Annotated in this window: 15 protein-coding genes, 1 pseudogene and 1 riboswitch; of the genes and pseudogenes, 9 read left to right on the forward strand and 7 right to left on the reverse strand. The window is 75.6% G+C overall.

Features of this window, described 5'->3' with window-relative positions:
- Positions 1–18 precede the first annotated feature (18 nt).
- The 5 genes from LPA54_RS18470 to LPA54_RS18490 all read right to left on the reverse strand — a co-directional run bounded on the left by LPA54_RS18470 (position 19) and on the right by LPA54_RS18490 (position 3,829).
- Positions 19–693 (reverse strand): urease accessory protein UreF, encoded by a 675-nt coding sequence (locus LPA54_RS18470; protein WP_228979093.1) that lies wholly within the window; start codon positions 691–693, stop codon positions 19–21.
- 14 nt (positions 694–707) lie between these two features.
- Positions 708–2,450, reverse strand: coding sequence for an urease subunit alpha (locus LPA54_RS18475; protein WP_228979094.1), 1,743 nt, complete (start codon positions 2,448–2,450; stop codon positions 708–710).
- Positions 2,443–2,754, reverse strand: coding sequence for an urease subunit beta (locus tag LPA54_RS18480; protein ID WP_228979102.1), 312 nt, complete (start codon positions 2,752–2,754; stop codon positions 2,443–2,445). The genes LPA54_RS18475 and LPA54_RS18480 overlap by 8 nt, the downstream gene beginning before the upstream one ends.
- A gap of 9 nt (positions 2,755–2,763) precedes the next feature.
- On the reverse strand, positions 2,764–3,066 hold the full coding sequence (locus LPA54_RS18485; RefSeq protein WP_228979104.1) for an urease subunit gamma: 303 nt from the start codon (positions 3,064–3,066) through the stop codon (positions 2,764–2,766).
- 136 nt (positions 3,067–3,202) lie between these two features.
- Entirely contained in the window at positions 3,203–3,829 is a 627-nt protein-coding gene (locus tag LPA54_RS18490; protein WP_228979106.1) for a TetR/AcrR family transcriptional regulator, read from the reverse strand.
- Positions 3,830–3,945: 116 nt separating this feature from the next.
- Between LPA54_RS18490 and LPA54_RS18495 the strand changes: the two genes are divergently transcribed.
- From LPA54_RS18495 to LPA54_RS18505, 4 genes and pseudogenes are all read left to right on the forward strand, one after another.
- Positions 3,946–4,938: an ABC transporter permease gene (locus LPA54_RS18495; RefSeq protein WP_228979108.1), complete on the forward strand. Its 993-nt coding sequence runs from the start codon at positions 3,946–3,948 to the stop codon at positions 4,936–4,938.
- Between the two features lie 291 nt (positions 4,939–5,229).
- Positions 5,230–5,298, forward strand: a pseudogene (locus LPA54_RS42350) (ATP-dependent Clp protease proteolytic subunit); the annotation flags it as partial.
- 124 nt (positions 5,299–5,422) lie between these two features.
- Positions 5,423–5,764 carry a hypothetical protein gene (locus tag LPA54_RS42665; RefSeq protein ID WP_308112873.1) on the forward strand — a complete coding sequence of 114 codons (342 nt, stop codon included), beginning with the start codon at positions 5,423–5,425 and terminating at the stop codon, positions 5,762–5,764.
- Positions 5,765–6,206: 442 nt separating this feature from the next.
- Positions 6,207–6,386: riboswitch (cyclic di-AMP (ydaO/yuaA leader) on the forward strand.
- A 111-nt stretch (positions 6,387–6,497) separates the two neighbouring features.
- Positions 6,498–6,938, forward strand: coding sequence for a C40 family peptidase (locus LPA54_RS18505; RefSeq protein WP_228979172.1), 441 nt, complete (start codon positions 6,498–6,500; stop codon positions 6,936–6,938).
- Positions 6,939–7,057: 119 nt separating this feature from the next.
- Here the strand turns inward: LPA54_RS18505 and LPA54_RS18510 are convergent, their stop codons facing one another.
- Positions 7,058–7,489, reverse strand: coding sequence for an ATP-binding protein (locus LPA54_RS18510; RefSeq protein ID WP_228979111.1), 432 nt, complete (start codon positions 7,487–7,489; stop codon positions 7,058–7,060).
- Between the two features lie 222 nt (positions 7,490–7,711).
- Positions 7,712–8,902: an aminotransferase class I/II-fold pyridoxal phosphate-dependent enzyme gene (locus LPA54_RS18515; protein WP_228979114.1), complete on the reverse strand. Its 1,191-nt coding sequence runs from the start codon at positions 8,900–8,902 to the stop codon at positions 7,712–7,714.
- A 143-nt stretch (positions 8,903–9,045) separates the two neighbouring features.
- On the opposite strand from LPA54_RS18515, the gene bioB reads away from it, so the two are divergent.
- The 5 genes from bioB to LPA54_RS18540 all read left to right on the forward strand — a co-directional run bounded on the left by bioB (position 9,046) and on the right by LPA54_RS18540 (position 13,493).
- Positions 9,046–10,290, forward strand: a complete 1,245-nt coding sequence (gene bioB, locus LPA54_RS18520; protein ID WP_228979115.1) for a biotin synthase BioB — start codon at positions 9,046–9,048, stop codon at positions 10,288–10,290.
- Positions 10,283–11,578 carry an adenosylmethionine--8-amino-7-oxononanoate transaminase gene (locus LPA54_RS18525; protein WP_228979122.1) on the forward strand — a complete coding sequence of 432 codons (1,296 nt, stop codon included), beginning with the start codon at positions 10,283–10,285 and terminating at the stop codon, positions 11,576–11,578. The genes bioB and LPA54_RS18525 overlap by 8 nt, the downstream gene beginning before the upstream one ends.
- A gap of 1 nt (position 11,579) precedes the next feature.
- Positions 11,580–12,299, forward strand: a complete 720-nt coding sequence (gene bioD, locus LPA54_RS18530; protein ID WP_228979124.1) for a dethiobiotin synthase — start codon at positions 11,580–11,582, stop codon at positions 12,297–12,299.
- A gap of 56 nt (positions 12,300–12,355) precedes the next feature.
- On the forward strand, positions 12,356–12,700 hold the full coding sequence (locus tag LPA54_RS18535) for a VOC family protein (protein WP_228979125.1): 345 nt from the start codon (positions 12,356–12,358) through the stop codon (positions 12,698–12,700).
- 109 nt (positions 12,701–12,809) lie between these two features.
- The gene (locus LPA54_RS18540; RefSeq protein WP_228979127.1) at positions 12,810–13,493 is read left to right on the forward strand and encodes a class I SAM-dependent methyltransferase; all 684 of its coding nucleotides are present in this window, start codon (positions 12,810–12,812) and stop codon (positions 13,491–13,493) included.
- Positions 13,494–13,570: the final 77 nt, after the last annotated feature.

Raw genomic sequence — 13,570 nt, forward strand, 5'->3', positions numbered from 1 at the left:
TGGGGGCTCCGTTCAGAGTCACGAGGCGAAGAGGCGTACGGGCCAGGCCGCGTGCTGCTCCGCGGTGATGTCCAGCAGCGGCGCGGACGCGGCGGGCAGCGCGTCGGTGCCGCCCAGGGGCACGCGCTGGGCGGCCGCGGTGGCGCGGTCGGCCACGCGGTCGGTGTCCGCGGCGAGCCGGGCGAGGACGGCGGTGGCGTGGAACGGGTCGAGGCCGAGCAGCCGCACGGCGGCGGTGACCGGCCCGCTGACCGTCTCGTACGCGGCGCAGTGCGCGGCGTCGCCGGGCCCGAGTCCGGCGGCGCGGGCGGTGGTGCCGAGGACGACGGGCTGGTGGGTGCCCCGGGGGAAGTCGCGCGCCAGCGCGTCGAGTTCGGGGCACGGCCAGGCGGCGCGCGCGGCGCGCAAAAACTGCCGTCCGAGCCGCCGCGCCGCCGTGCGCAGGGCCGGTGACGGGGTGCGGGCGTCGGCCGCCGCGTCCAGCGCGGCGGTGTCGTGCCCGAGGGCGGCCGCGGCGGCGAGGCCGGCGGCGGTGAGGCCGGTGGTGTGCAGGCGGCCGCGGCAGAAGTGCTCCAGGTCGGCGGCGTCGCGCAGGCGGCCGGCCTTGACGGCGGCCTCGGCGCCGCCGGAGTGGGCGTGCCCGCCGGCGGGGAACCGCCCGTCGGCCAGGACGAGGAGTGCGGATCGGCTCATGGCGTACGTCCCGGTCAGAAGAGGAAGTAGCGTTGCGCCATGGGGAGTTCCGCGGCGGGGGCGGGTTCGACCGGGTCGCCGTCGATGGTGACGGTGAAGGTGTCGGGATCGACCTCGACGCGGGGCATGGTGGCGTTCTCGCGCATGTCCGCCTTGGTGACGCCGCGGGTGCTGGTGATGGCGGCGAACCGCTTGCCGAGGCCGAGCCGGTCGGGCAGTCCGTCCTCCAGGGCGGCGGGCGCGACGAAGTTGACGGAGTTGGCGGCGGGCGCGCGGCCGTGGGCGCCGAACATGGGGCGGGGCAGGACGGGCTGGGGGGTGGGGACGGAGGCGTTGGCGTCTCCCATCTGGGCGTAGGCGATCTGGCCGCCCTTGAGGACGAGCAGCGGCTTGACGCCGAAGAAGGCCGGCTCCCACAGGACGAGGTCGGCGAGCTTGCCCGTCTCGACGGAGCCGGTCTCGTGGTCGATGCCCTGGGCGACGGCCGGGTTGATCGTGTACTTGGCGACGTAGCGGCGGGCGCGGTGGTTGTCGGCGCGGCCGTCGCCGGGCAGGGCGCCGCGGCGCCGCTTCATGACGTGCGCGGTCTGCCAGGTGCGGGTGATCACCTCGCCGATGCGCCCCATGGCCTGGGAGTCGGACGAGATGATCGAGATGGCGCCGAGGTCGTGCAGGACGTCCTCGGCGGCGATGGTGGTCGGCCGGATGCGGGACTCGGCGAAGGCCAGGTCCTCGGGGACGGCCGGGTTGAGGTGGTGGCAGACCATCAGCATGTCGAGGTGCTCCTCGACGGTGTTGACGGTGTGCGGGCGGGTCGGGTTGGTGGAACTGGGCAGGACGTACGGCTCGGACACGACGGTGATGATGTCCGGCGCGTGGCCGCCGCCCGCGCCCTCGGTGTGGTACGCGTGGACCGTGCGCCCGGCGATGGCGGCGAGGGTGTCGCCGACGAAGCCGGCCTCGTTGAGGGTGTCGGTGTGGATGGCCAGTTGGGCGCCGGTCTCCTCGCACACCTCCAGGCAGGCGTCGATGGCGGCGGGGGTGGCGCCCCAGTCCTCGTGGATCTTGAATCCGAGGGCTCCGCCACGCAGTTGGGAGTGGAGCGCCTCGCGGGAGAGCGTGTTGCCCTTGCCGAGGAGGCCGATGTTGACGGGGAAGCCGTCCAGGGCCTCCCACATGCGGGCGAGGTGCCAGGGGCCGGGGGTGACGGTGGTGGCCTTGCTGCCCTCGGCGGGTCCGGTGCCCCCGCCGACGAGGGTGGTGATCCCGGAGGCGAGGGCCTGGTGCACCAGGGTGGGCGAGATGAAGTGGACGTGCGCGTCGACGGCTCCGGCGGTGAGGATCCTGCCGTTGCCGGCGATGATCTCCGTCTCGGGGCCGATGACCAGGTCGGGGTGGACGCCGTCCATGGTGTCGGGGTTGCCGGCCTTGCCGATGCCGGTGACGCGCCCGTCGCGGATGCCGACGTCGGCCTTGACGACGCCCCAGTGGTCGATGATCACGGCGCCGGTGATGACCGTGTCGGGCGCGCCCTCGGCTCGGGTGGCGCGGGACTGCCCCATGGACTCGCGGATGACCTTGCCGCCGCCGAAGACGGCCTCGTCCCCGGCGCGGCCGGGGCCGCCGCAGCGGTCCTCCTCGATCTCGACGAGGAGGTCGGTGTCGGCGAGGCGGACGCGGTCGCCGGTGGTGGGGCCGTAGAGGTCGGCGTGGACGGCGCGGTCGAGGAGCAGGGGGCGGGGGCGGGGGTCAGCCATCGAGGGCACCTCCGGTCGCGCCGCGCAGCCCGGGGACGATCCGGGCGCCGGCGAGGGGGACGAGGTCCACGTCGACCGGTACGCCCGGCTCGAACCGGACGGCGGTGCCGGCGGGGACGTGGAGCCGCAGGCCGTGCGCGGCGGCGCGGTCGAAGCGGAGTCCGGGGTTGGCCTCGGCGAAGTGGTAGTGGGAGCCCACCTGGACCGGGCGGTCGGCGGCGTTCAGCACGGTGAGGCGGGTGACGGGTCGGCCCTCGTTGACGGCGACGGGCCCGTCCGCGTACAGGATCTCTCCGGGGATCACGGCGGCCCCTCAGACGATGGGGTCGTGGACGGTGACGAGCTTGGTGCCGTCCGGGAAGGTGGCCTCCACCTGCACGTCGGGGATCATCTCGGCGATGCCGTCCATGACGTCGTCGCGGCTGAGCACCTTCCGGCCGGACGCCATCAACTCGGTGACGGTACGGCCGTCCCGGGCGCCCTCCAGGACGTGCGCGGTGATCAGCGCGACGGCCTCGGGGTGGTTGAGCCGTACGCCGCGGGCCCGGCGCCTCTCGGCCACGTCGGCGGCCACGTGGAGGAGCAGGCGCTCCTGCTCATGGGGGGTCAGTCGCACGGCTCCACCTCACAGTTCCCGCCCGGCGGCGTCCCGGGCGCAGCGGGACACTATCCGGCTTCAACACGCTGTTGACCTGCGGGCACGACTGTGACAGGGATTTATTTCCATCTCTCGCAGAAGTCTTTCCGGCGCGTTAACCAGCCTTTTGCCGCCCCATGGACATCAGCCCGCGCAGGCCGTCCTGGAGCACGGAGACCGGGGCCGCGCCGAACAGGGCCTGCTGGGCAGCGAATCCCTGGGCCGCCGCGATCAGTGTGCGGGCGACGTGTTCGGCGGGCACGTCGCCGCGCATGAGCCCGGACGCCTGGTACGCCTCGACGACGCCGACCCACGCCTCGTGGACGCGGGAGTACCCCTGGCGCATGGTGGCGGAGAGCCGGTCGTTGCGGAGGGTCTCGGTCCACACCTGGATCATGAGGCGGGGCAGGCTCTCCTCGCCCTCGTAGGGCAGGCCGGAGCGTTCGGTGAGGACCTCCGTCATGACCCGGCCGACGAGGACGTCCGGCGGGGGCGGCGGGGTCTGCGCCGCGGCCGACTCGAAGGTGTCGCGGATCGCGTCGAGCACCTCGGTGACGATGGCCTCGATGAGCTGTTCCTTGCCGCGGAAGTAGCGGTAGACGGCTCCGGCGGACAGGTCGACCTCGCGGAGCACGTCCTGCATCGACGTGGCGTGGAAGCCGTTGCGCGCGAAGCAGCGCGCGGCGCCGTTGAGGATCTGGCGGCGGCGGGCGTCGAGGTGTTCCTGGGATACGCGAGCCATGATCAAAAGGATAAAACGAACGTTCATTCTTGACAAGGAGACCCGCGCGGCGCCAGATTGGGAACCCTAAAACGAACGATCCTTCTTTTTGCTGGCTATCGCCCTGGAGGCTCCCCATGTCCGCCACGCCCCAGCGCCGCATGACCGCGGCGATGGTGCTCGTCCCGGTGTTCGCCGCGCTCGCCGTCTGGGCGTTCGTCTGGCCCGCCGCACGCGTCGCCCCCCGCGACCTCCCCGTCGGCCTGGCCGGCCCGGAGTCCGCCGTCACGCAGCTGGAGAAGGGGTTCCGGCAGGCCGGCGGCGGGTTCGAACTGCACCGCTACGCCGACGCCGACGCCGACGCCGCCCGCTCCGCGATCGAGGACCGCTCCGTGTACGGCGCGGTGGTCGCGGGCCCGGCCGGCCCCGAGGTGCTCGTGGCGTCGGCCGCCGGCCCCGCCGTCGCGCAGCTGCTCCAGCAGGCGGCCGCCGCCCAGAGCCCGGACGGCCGGGTGAAGGTCACCGACGTGGTGCCGTCCCCCAGCGGTGACCCCCGCGGCAGCGGCATGATCGCGAGCATCCTCCCGCTCGCCCTGGCCGGTCTCGCGGCCGGCGCGGTGGTGACCCTGCTGGGGCTGCGGGGCCGGCGGGGCGCGGTCGCCCTGGTCGGCGCGTCCGCCCTGGTGGGCCTGGTCGCGGCCGCCATCACCGACACCTGGCTCGGCACGGTCGACGGGCCCTGGTTGGCCGAGGCCGGCGTGATCGGGCTGACCGTCCTGGCCACGGGTGCGGCGGTGGCCGGGTTCGCGGCGCTGATCGGCCCGCCCGGCATCGGGATCGGCGCCGTCCTGATGGTGCTGCTGGGCAACCCCTTCTCCGGGGTGACCAGCGCGCCGGAGATGCTGCCCGAGCCGGTGGGCACGCTGGGCCAGCTGCTGCCCCCGGGGGCGGGCGCGTCCCTGCTGCGCTCCGTGGCGTTCTTCGACGGGGCCGGGGCCGCCGCGCCGCTGGCCACGCTGGTGGTGTGGGCGCTGCTCGGGCTGGCGCTGGTCTTCCTGGGCGCCCGCCGCGCCCCGGCCGGACGCCCGGCGCCCGGTACGCCTACGCAGGAGCCGGCACCCGTCGGCTGACCCCGGGCGTGGACGGCCGCGCGCCCTTCGCCCACCGGGCGGGGGCGCGCGGCCTTCGTGTGCGCGCGGCGGAGAGCGGGTCAGCCGCCGCGGGACCGGTGCTCCGCCGCGATGCCGAGGCGGCGGTGTCCGCCGGGAGCGGGCGGCGCGTTCCCGAACTCCACCACCGAGCCGGCGGCCGAGCAGGCACGTAGTCCCGGTCCGCCTGAAGTCTTCGGATGTCGGCGGCGGAGACGAGCGCGACCAGGGGTCGGCGGCCCGTTCGACGCGATGACCGCGATCCACGACGCCATGCGGGTCATCGCCTGCGACGTGGCCACGACTTACGTCGGCCAGGCCGCGTCCACGGCCGCGCTGCCGCTCGCCGCCGGTGCGCCGGGCAAGCGTGCGGCGCTCCCCGGCACCCGGGTCGTCCTGACGGCAGCCGGCACTCGACGAGCCCCTGCGGGGCCGCCCCTCGGACCTGGAGGCCCCCGCCCACGAGGTGCCGAGGCAGCGGGAGTTCCTCCCCGGGCTGCCGGTACGGCACACCGGCCGCGACCGCGTCGAGGCGGACCTCGACCGGGAGCCGGTACTCGACGCGACCGGCGCACGGGCGCACGGCCTGGTGGACCATGTCGCCCCCGGCCGCCGGAGCCGGCCGCGCGCCCTCCGGAGCCCCCGCCCCGGCCGGCGCTCACCCGCGAAGGCGCCCACCCGGACGCCTGCCTCGACGCCGTCGACCAGCCGCGACGCCCCGACCCCGCCCGCGCCACACACACCTACGGCGCACTGCGGGCCGCCCGGGCGCTGGTCGCGGGGGCGGAGGCGCTGCGCGCGGCACTGACGCCGAGGCACGGCAGGAGCGGGGCCGAGGTGCACGCGCGGACCCTGGGGCGTGCGCTGCGTGCGCCGGACGGTGAGCGGCGCACCGCACACGTGACGCTGCCTCACGATCGTTGCGGGTGACCGGTTTCGGACCCGCACGGAGGAAGGCCCCTCGGCCGTTCGGCTGAGGCAAAGGGACGAACTTCGTCCCGGACGAGTTGCGGACCGCGTGTACGTGGCGCTCGGCCGGCGGGCCTTCCACCGCAGGTGCGGGGGTCGGCAGCGCGCCACCGGCGGGCGCGGGACGGGCCGTGTCCACCCGATCGGATCAGTCGTGACGAGGCTCACACAGACCCGTCGGACCTCGGGAATCCGGCAGCCGGCGGGAAAGATCCGTCTCGACGACAAGCCCCCGCCACCCCGGCGGGGCGGTCCGGGTGGACGCCGAGTCCTGCCGCCGTCCGGACGCCTGGTCGACACCAGTGGATCGGCAGGAGTGGAGGACCCGAGCAGTACGGGGAGGCCACCGCACGTGGTGCGGGCCGGTCCCCCTTGGGGTGAAGCCGCGTCAGCGGCCGGGCATCTTCGTCCTGTCCGAACCCGACAGGCAATCCTTCACAGGCGGGTTGACGAAGGGTACTGCATTGTCCGCGCAGAATCAGGTCCCGGTCCGGCCCTCCGACGACATCGCACCCGCTCCGGTCGGGCAGTCCTCCCCGGCCCCCTCCCCCACCCACCCGCTGCCCGCCCGGATGGCCCGGGCGCTGTCGGCCCTCACCCTGGCCGCGGTCGGCGGCACGATGCTCGCGCCCGGCGCGGCGCCCGACGCGCACGCCGCTCCGGCCGCCGCCGGCAAGGCGCTGAAGGTCGCCCAGTCCAAGCGGGGCGCCCCCTACCAGTACGGGGCGAGCGGCCCGCACCGCTTCGACTGCTCCGGGCTGACGCTCTACTCGTACAAGCGGGCCGGGAAGAAGCTGCCCCGCACCGCGCAGGCCCAGTACAACAAGACGCGGCGCGTCGGGCGTTCGGAGCGGCGCAAGGGCGACCTGGTCTTCTTCCACGGCCGCGGCGGCGTGTACCACGTCGGCATCTACGCCGGGTCGAACAAGATCTGGCACTCCCCCAAGACCGGTTCGTGGGTGAAGCTCGACCGGATCTGGTCGGGTTCGGTCTCCTACGGCCGCGTGCGCTGACGACCCGCCACGGCACGGGCACCGCGTGACCCGCGGTGCGGGGACCCGGCGACGCCGGGCCGGCGCCCCCGCACCGCGGGCCGTGGGGCGCGACCGGGGCGGGCGCGGGCCGCTCGGGATCAGCCCTGGACGGCGGCCGTCCAGGGCAGGGCGATCCAGACCGTCTTGCCGCCCTCGTCGGTCGGCGTGACCGACAGGCGTCCGCCGCACTCGGCGGTCAGCCAGCGGATGATGACCATCCCCCGGCCGTTGTCCTGCTGGACGGCCGCCGGGAGCCGCTGCGGCCAGCGCGGGTGGCTGTCCGTCACACCGATGCGCAGCCGCTCGTCACGGTCGAGGCGGAGGTCGACGGTGAAGGTGGGCGACAGCCCGAAGGTGTGCTGCACGGCGTTGGTGGCGAGTTCGGAGACGATCAGCCGGACGGTGTCCGCGGCGTCGGCGCCGTCGGGGAGGCCCCACTGGGCGAGCACGTCGGACACGTACCTCCGGGCCGCGGAGACCGAGGCGGGATCGCTCGGCAGAGTGACGGACGCTTCTTGGTGGTCTGCCATGGCGACGCTGTCCCTTTCCCACCGGGGCCCGACTCCGACAGGTCGTGGAGGTCAGGCCGGACGGCCCCGGATTGCGCTTCGCGCCAGACTGCCACTCCTGTCGCCCCCGGGGGAGGGATCCACCGGGATAGGGAGATATCTGTCGCTCGATGCGGTGAACTCTGCGACGGGAGAGCGGATCGGACGGGGCGCAACCGGCCGGTCGGCGCGGTTGACGGGCGGTCAACCGGGCCGCACCGCGCCGACCGGCGCGGTCCGCACCACCGTGGCCACCGCCGAGGCGATCTGATCGTCCGTCAGGTCAGCGCGGGCCGTGAGCCGCAGCCGCGACACCCCGTCCGGTACGGACGGCGGCCGGAAGCAGCCGACCGCCAGCCCCTCGGCGCGGCAGTCCGCGGCCCAGCGCACGGCCGCGGCGGCCGAGGGCGCCCGTACCGACACGACCGCGGCGTCCGGCCGTACCGCCGACAGGCCCGCGGCGGTGAGCCGCCCGTGGAGGGCCGCCGCCACCGCGCGGACCCGGTCGGCGAGCCCGGGCCGGTCGCGCAGCAGGCGCAGCCCCGCGAGGGCGGCGCCCGCGGCGGCCGGGGCGAGGCCGGTGTCGAAGATGAAGGTCCGGGCGGAGTTCACCAGGTGGTCGACGACCCGCGCCGGGCCGAGGACGGCGCCGCCCTGGCTGCCCAGGGACTTGGAGAGGGTGACCGTGGCGACCACGTCGGGTGCGCCCGCGAGGCCCGCGGCGTGCGGGGCGCCGCGTCCGCCCGCGCCCAGGACGCCCAGGCCGTGGGCGTCGTCCACGACGAGGGCGGCGCCGTGCGCCCGGCAGGCGGCGGCGAGGGCGGTGAGCGGGGCGGCGTCGCCGTCGACGGAGAAGACCGAGTCACTGACCACGAGCGCCCGCCGTCCCGGGTGGGCCGCCAGGGTCTTGCGCACGGCGTCGGGGTCGGCGTGCGGGACGACCTCGGTGTCGGCGCGGGAGAGGCGGCAGCCGTCGACGATCGAGGCGTGGTTGCCGGCGTCGGAGACGAGGAGCGAACCGCGCGCGGTGAGCGCGGTGAGCGCGGCGAGGTTGGCGGCGTACCCGGAGGAGAAGACGAGCGCCGCCTCGAAGCCGCAGAACGCCGCCAGCTCCCGCTCCAGGGCGGCGTGCAGCTCGGTCGATCCGGTGACGAGGCGCGAGCCGGTCGCCCCGGCACCCCAGCGGCGGGCGGCCCGCGCGGCGGCTTCGGTGACGTCCGGGTGGCGGGTCAGCCCGAGGTAGTCGTTGCCCGCGAGGTCGAGGGCGTCCGCCTCGGCGGCACGGGGGCGCAGCGTGCGGACGAGCCCGGCGTCGGCCCGGCGGCGGGCCTCGGCGCCGGTCCAGTCGAACGGGGCCTGGGGCACGGCGGCGTCACCGGGCGCGTCCATCGGCATGAGTGGGTCCCCTTTGTAGGCAGCGCACAGACCCTAACGAAGAACGGCCGTGGTCAGAGTGTGGTCATCCACACACCCCAGACCGGCTCCGTTGTCGGCTTCCTCCTTGGCCGCGGGGTGTGCCGTAGGCCAGGATCAGCGCCATGGACCTGTTGAACACGCTGGTGGACAAGGGGCTGCGGCGGGAGCTGCCGACCCGTGGAGAGGCGCTCGCCGTGCTGGCGACCTCCGACGACGAGCTGCTGGACGTGGTGGCCGCGGCCGGGAAGGTGCGGCGCCACTGGTTCGGGCGGCGGGTGAAGCTCAACTACCTGGTCAACCTGAAGTCCGGGCTGTGCCCCGAGGACTGCTCGTACTGCTCGCAGCGGCTCGGGTCGAAGGCGGACATCCTCAAGTACACGTGGCTGAAGCCGGAGGACGCGTCGAAGGCCGCCGCCGCGGGCATCGCGGGCGGCGCCAAGCGCGTCTGCCTCGTCGCCAGCGGCCGGGGGCCGACGGACCGGGACGTGGACCGGGTGTCGAAGACGATCGCGGCCATCAAGGAGGAGAACGAGGACGTCGAGGTGTGCGCGTGCCTCGGCCTGCTCTCCGACGGCCAGGCGGAGCGGCTGCGGACGGCGGGCGCCGACGCGTACAACCACAACCTCAACACCTCCGAGGGCACGTACGGCGAGATCACCACCACCCACACCTACGCGGACCGGGTCGACACGGTGCGCAAGGCGCACGCCGCGGGCCTGTCGGCGTGCTCGGGCCTGATCGCGGGCATGGGCGAGAGCGACGAGGACCTGGTCGACGTGGTCTTCGCGCTGCGGGAGCTGGACCCGGACTCGGTGCCGGTGAACTTCCTCATCCCCTTCGAGGGGACGCCGCTCGCCAAGGAGTGGAACCTCACCCCGCAGCGGGCGCTTCGCATCCTGGCGATGGTCCGCTTCGTCTGCCCGGACGTCGAGGTCCGGCTCGCCGGAGGGCGCGAGGTGCACCTGCGCACGCTCCAGCCGCTCGCCCTGCACCTGGCCAACTCGATCTTCCTCGGCGACTACCTGACCAGCGAGGGCCAGGCCGGCGCGTCGGACCTGGAGATGATCGCCGACGCGGGGTTCGAGGTGGAGGGCGCGGAGACGACGACGCTGCCCGAGCACCGCGCGGACGCGGCGGCGCGTGGCTGCGGCACGGGCGGCGGCTGCGGCTCGGACGACGCCGGCGGCGTGTGCGGGTCCGCGGCCACGGGCCCGGAGACGGTCGGCGCCGCAGCCGTCACCGGGGACGCCGCGGCCGACGGCACGAACGGCACGGCCGGTGGGGACGAGGCCGCGACGGCGGCACGCCCCGACCTGGTGGCGGTGCGCCGCCGCGGCGCCGGCACGGACCTCGCGCCCAATGCCTGAGCCCCGCCGCACCCCGGGCGAGCTGCTCGCCCTGGACCGGGAGCACGTCTGGCACCCGTACGGCCCCATGCCCGGCCGCGAGGACCCGCTGGTGGTCGAGTCGGCGTCCGGGGTGCGGCTGCGGCTCGCCGAGCCGGCGCAGGGGCGCTCGGAGCTGGTAGACGGCATGTCGTCGTGGTGGTCGGCGGTGCACGGCTACAACCACCCGGTCCTCAACGAGGCCGTGCGCGGCCAGCTCGACCGGATGAGCCATGTGATGTTCGGCGGGCTCACGCACGAGCCGGCCGTCCGCCTCGCCGCCCGCCTGGTGGAGATCACCCCCGAGCCGCTGCGGCACGTCTTCCTCAGCGACTCCGGCTCGGTCTCCGTCGAGGTCGCCGTGAAGATGTGCCTGCAGTACTGGCGGTCGACCGGCCGCCCCGCCAAGCGGCGGCTGCTGACCTGGCGGGGCGGCTACCACGGGGACACCTGGCAGCCGATGTCGGTGTGCGACCCCGAGGGCGGCATGCACGACCTGTGGTCGGGGGTGCTGCAGCGGCAGGTGTTCGCCCCGCCGCCCCCGGTCGCGTACGACGAGGGGTACGCGCGGGAGCTGCGCGCCCTGGTGGCCAAGCACGCCGACGAGGTGGCCGCGGTGATCGTCGAGCCGGTGGTGCAGGGCGCGGGCGGGATGCGCTTCCACTCCCCCGACTACCTGCGGGACCTGCGCGAGGCGTGCGACGAGCACGACGTGCTGCTGGTGTTCGACGAGATCGCGACGGGCTTCGGCCGCACGGGCCGGCTGTTCGCGGCCGGGCACGCGGGGGTGGCGCCGGACGTGATGTGCCTGGGCAAGGCGCTCACCGGCGGATACCTGTCGATGGCGGCCACCCTGTGCACCCCGCGGGTGGCGCGGGGCATCTCGCGCGGCGACGTGCCGGTGCTGGCGCACGGCCCGACGTTCATGGGGAACCCGCTGGCCTCGGCGGTGGCGTGCGCCTCGATCGACCTGCTGCTGGGTCAGGACTGGGAGAGGGAGGTCGGGCGCATCGAGGCCGGGCTGGTCGAGGGGCTCGCCCCCGCGCGGGAGGTGCCGGGCGTCCGGGACGTGCGGGTGCTCGGGGCGATCGGCGTGGTCCAGCTCGACCACCCGGTGGACGTGGCCGCCGCCACCGCCGCGGCCGTGCGGGAGGGCGTGTGGCTGCGGCCCTTCCGCGACCTGGTGTACGTGATGCCGCCGTACGTCACGGGCGACGACGACGTGGCACGGATCTGCGGCGCGGTCGTCGCCGCCGCGAGGGAGGGGTGACATGCCGGTCCTCGTGGTGAGCGGTACCGGTACGGAGATCGGCAAGACGGTGGTGACGGCCGCCGTCGCCGCGGCGGCGCGGGCGGCGGGCCGTACGGTGGCCGTGCTGAAGCCCGCCCAGACGGGCGTCGCGCCGGGCGAGCCGGGCGACGCGGACGAGGTCGTACGGCTGGTCGGCGACGGGGTGACGGGCCGGGAGCTGGCCCGGTTCCCCGAGCCGCTGGCCCCGGAGACCGCGGCACGGCGCGCCGGCATGCCGCCGGTGCGCCCGGCGGCCGTCGCCGAGGCCGCCGAGGAGCTGGCCGCGCGGCACGACCTCGTACTCGTCGAGGGCGCCGGCGGGCTGCTGGTCCGGTACGACGGGGAGGGCGCCACCCTGGCGGACGCGGCGCGGCTGCTGGGCGCGCCCGTGCTGGTCGTGGCCGCCGCCGGGCTCGGCACGCTGAACCTGGCGGCCCTGACCGGGGAGGCGCTGCGGGCGCGGGGCATCACCCAGACGGGGGTGGTGGTGGGCAGTTGGCCCGAGGCGCCCGGTCTGGCCGAGCGGTGCAACCTGGCCGACCTGCCGACCGCGGCGGGCGCCCCCCTGCTGGGCGTGGTCCCGCGGGGCGCCGGGGCGCTGGCACCCGCGTCGTTCCGCGCCGCCGCGCCGACGTGGCTGGCGCCGGCGCTGGGCGGCGACTGGGACGCGGCGGCGTTCACCCGGGCCGCGCACGCCTGACCGACGCCCCGGCGTGGGCGCCCCGCGCACGGCGCGGGGCGCCTACGCTGGGCCGTATGCGTGCGACTGTGAGCGAGATCGTCTTCGACTGCGCGGACCCGGCCGCGCAGGTGCGGTTCTGGGCCGGGCTGCTCGGCGGGGAGCCGGTGGACCGGTCGGCGGACTGGTCCTACGTCGACCCGCCGGAGTTCGCGCGGCTGGCGTTCCAGCGGGTGCCCGAGGGCAAGGCGGTGAAGAACCGGCTCCACCTCGACCTGGAGGCGGGGGAGGTGGCCGCGGCCGCCGAGGCCGCGGTGGCACGGGGCGCCGAGCGGGTCGGCGGGCTCGTGCAGGACGAGCACGGCTGCTTCCAGGTCCTGCGGGACCCCGAGGGCAACGAGTTCTGCTTCGTGAGCGGCTGACCGGCCCGACCGGGCCGCGGGAGCGGGATCGAGCACGCGGAACCGGTCGGGGCCGCGCCCGTCGCGACGCGCGGGTGGTGGTGGGCACGCTGCCGGAGGAGGAACCGTGATGTCGGAGCGCCGTACGAGGACCGGCGGGGACGCCGTGGCCCACCCGCTGTTCGCCCGCTGCTACGCCCGACTCAGCGTGCGGGCCGAGACGGGCGCCGGGGTGGGGCCGCTGCGCCGGGAGCTGCTGGACGGGCTGTCGGGCCGGGTCGTCGAGATCGGCGCCGGCAACGGGCTGAACTTCGCGCACTACCCCGCCGCCGTCTCCGAGGTCGTCGCGGTCGAACCGGAGCGGGTGCTGCGGCGGCTCGCCGTCGAGGCGGGGCTGCGCGCCGGGGTGCCCGTGGACGTGGTGCCCGGGGTGGCGGAGGCCCTGCCGGTGGAGGGCGAGGCGTTCGACGCGGCGGTGGCCTCGCTGGTGCTGTGCAGCGTGCGGGACGTGCGGCGGTCGCTCGCCGAGGTGTGGCGGGTCCTCAGACCCGGCGGCGAGCTGCGGTTCTTCGAGCACGGCCGCGCGCGGGGCCGGGTGGTGCCGATGGTGCAGCGCGGGCTGGACCTCACGCTGTGGCCTCGGCTGTTCGGCGGCTGTCACACGGCGCGGGACCCGTTGGGCGCGATCGCCGCGGCAGGATTCGAGATCGTCGCGTTCCGGCGGCTGCGTCTGCCGGAGCGGGGCGTTGCGCTGCCGTCGTCGCCGTGCGTGCTGGGTGTGGCGCGTCGGCCGCCCGCCTCGGGTGGCGCCTGAACCGGCCGCGGGCGCGGCCGCGCAGGTGCGCCGGGGTGAGCCGGGCGCGGCCGCCGTTGGTGATGAGGGCGTTGACC

The sequence above is a fragment of the Streptomyces sp. DH12 genome (assembly GCF_020873895.1).
In the GTDB taxonomy this organism is placed as follows: Bacteria; Actinomycetota; Actinomycetes; order Streptomycetales; family Streptomycetaceae; genus Streptomyces.

What these genes read in the sequence shown, in the direction of transcription:
- LPA54_RS18470 (WP_228979093.1), bottom strand. Translation starts at nt 693, where the DNA reads ATGAGCCGATCCGCACTCCTCGTCCTGGCCGACGGGCGGTTCCCCGCC.
- LPA54_RS18475 (WP_228979094.1), bottom strand. Translation starts at nt 2,450, where the DNA reads ATGGCTGACCCCCGCCCCCGCCCCCTGCTCCTCGACCGCGCCGTCCAC.
- LPA54_RS18490 (WP_228979106.1), bottom strand. Translation starts at nt 3,829, where the DNA reads ATGGCTCGCGTATCCCAGGAACACCTCGACGCCCGCCGCCGCCAGATC.
- LPA54_RS18495 (WP_228979108.1), top strand. Translation starts at nt 3,946, where the DNA reads ATGTCCGCCACGCCCCAGCGCCGCATGACCGCGGCGATGGTGCTCGTC.
- LPA54_RS18505 (WP_228979172.1), top strand. Translation starts at nt 6,498, where the DNA reads ATGGCCCGGGCGCTGTCGGCCCTCACCCTGGCCGCGGTCGGCGGCACG.
- LPA54_RS18510 (WP_228979111.1), bottom strand. Translation starts at nt 7,489, where the DNA reads ATGGCAGACCACCAAGAAGCGTCCGTCACTCTGCCGAGCGATCCCGCC.
- LPA54_RS18515 (WP_228979114.1), bottom strand. Translation starts at nt 8,902, where the DNA reads ATGCCGATGGACGCGCCCGGTGACGCCGCCGTGCCCCAGGCCCCGTTC.
- bioB (WP_228979115.1), top strand. Translation starts at nt 9,046, where the DNA reads ATGGACCTGTTGAACACGCTGGTGGACAAGGGGCTGCGGCGGGAGCTG.
- LPA54_RS18525 (WP_228979122.1), top strand. Translation starts at nt 10,283, where the DNA reads ATGCCTGAGCCCCGCCGCACCCCGGGCGAGCTGCTCGCCCTGGACCGG.
- bioD (WP_228979124.1), top strand. Translation starts at nt 11,580, where the DNA reads ATGCCGGTCCTCGTGGTGAGCGGTACCGGTACGGAGATCGGCAAGACG.
- LPA54_RS18535 (WP_228979125.1), top strand. Translation starts at nt 12,356, where the DNA reads ATGCGTGCGACTGTGAGCGAGATCGTCTTCGACTGCGCGGACCCGGCC.
- LPA54_RS18540 (WP_228979127.1), top strand. Translation starts at nt 12,810, where the DNA reads ATGTCGGAGCGCCGTACGAGGACCGGCGGGGACGCCGTGGCCCACCCG.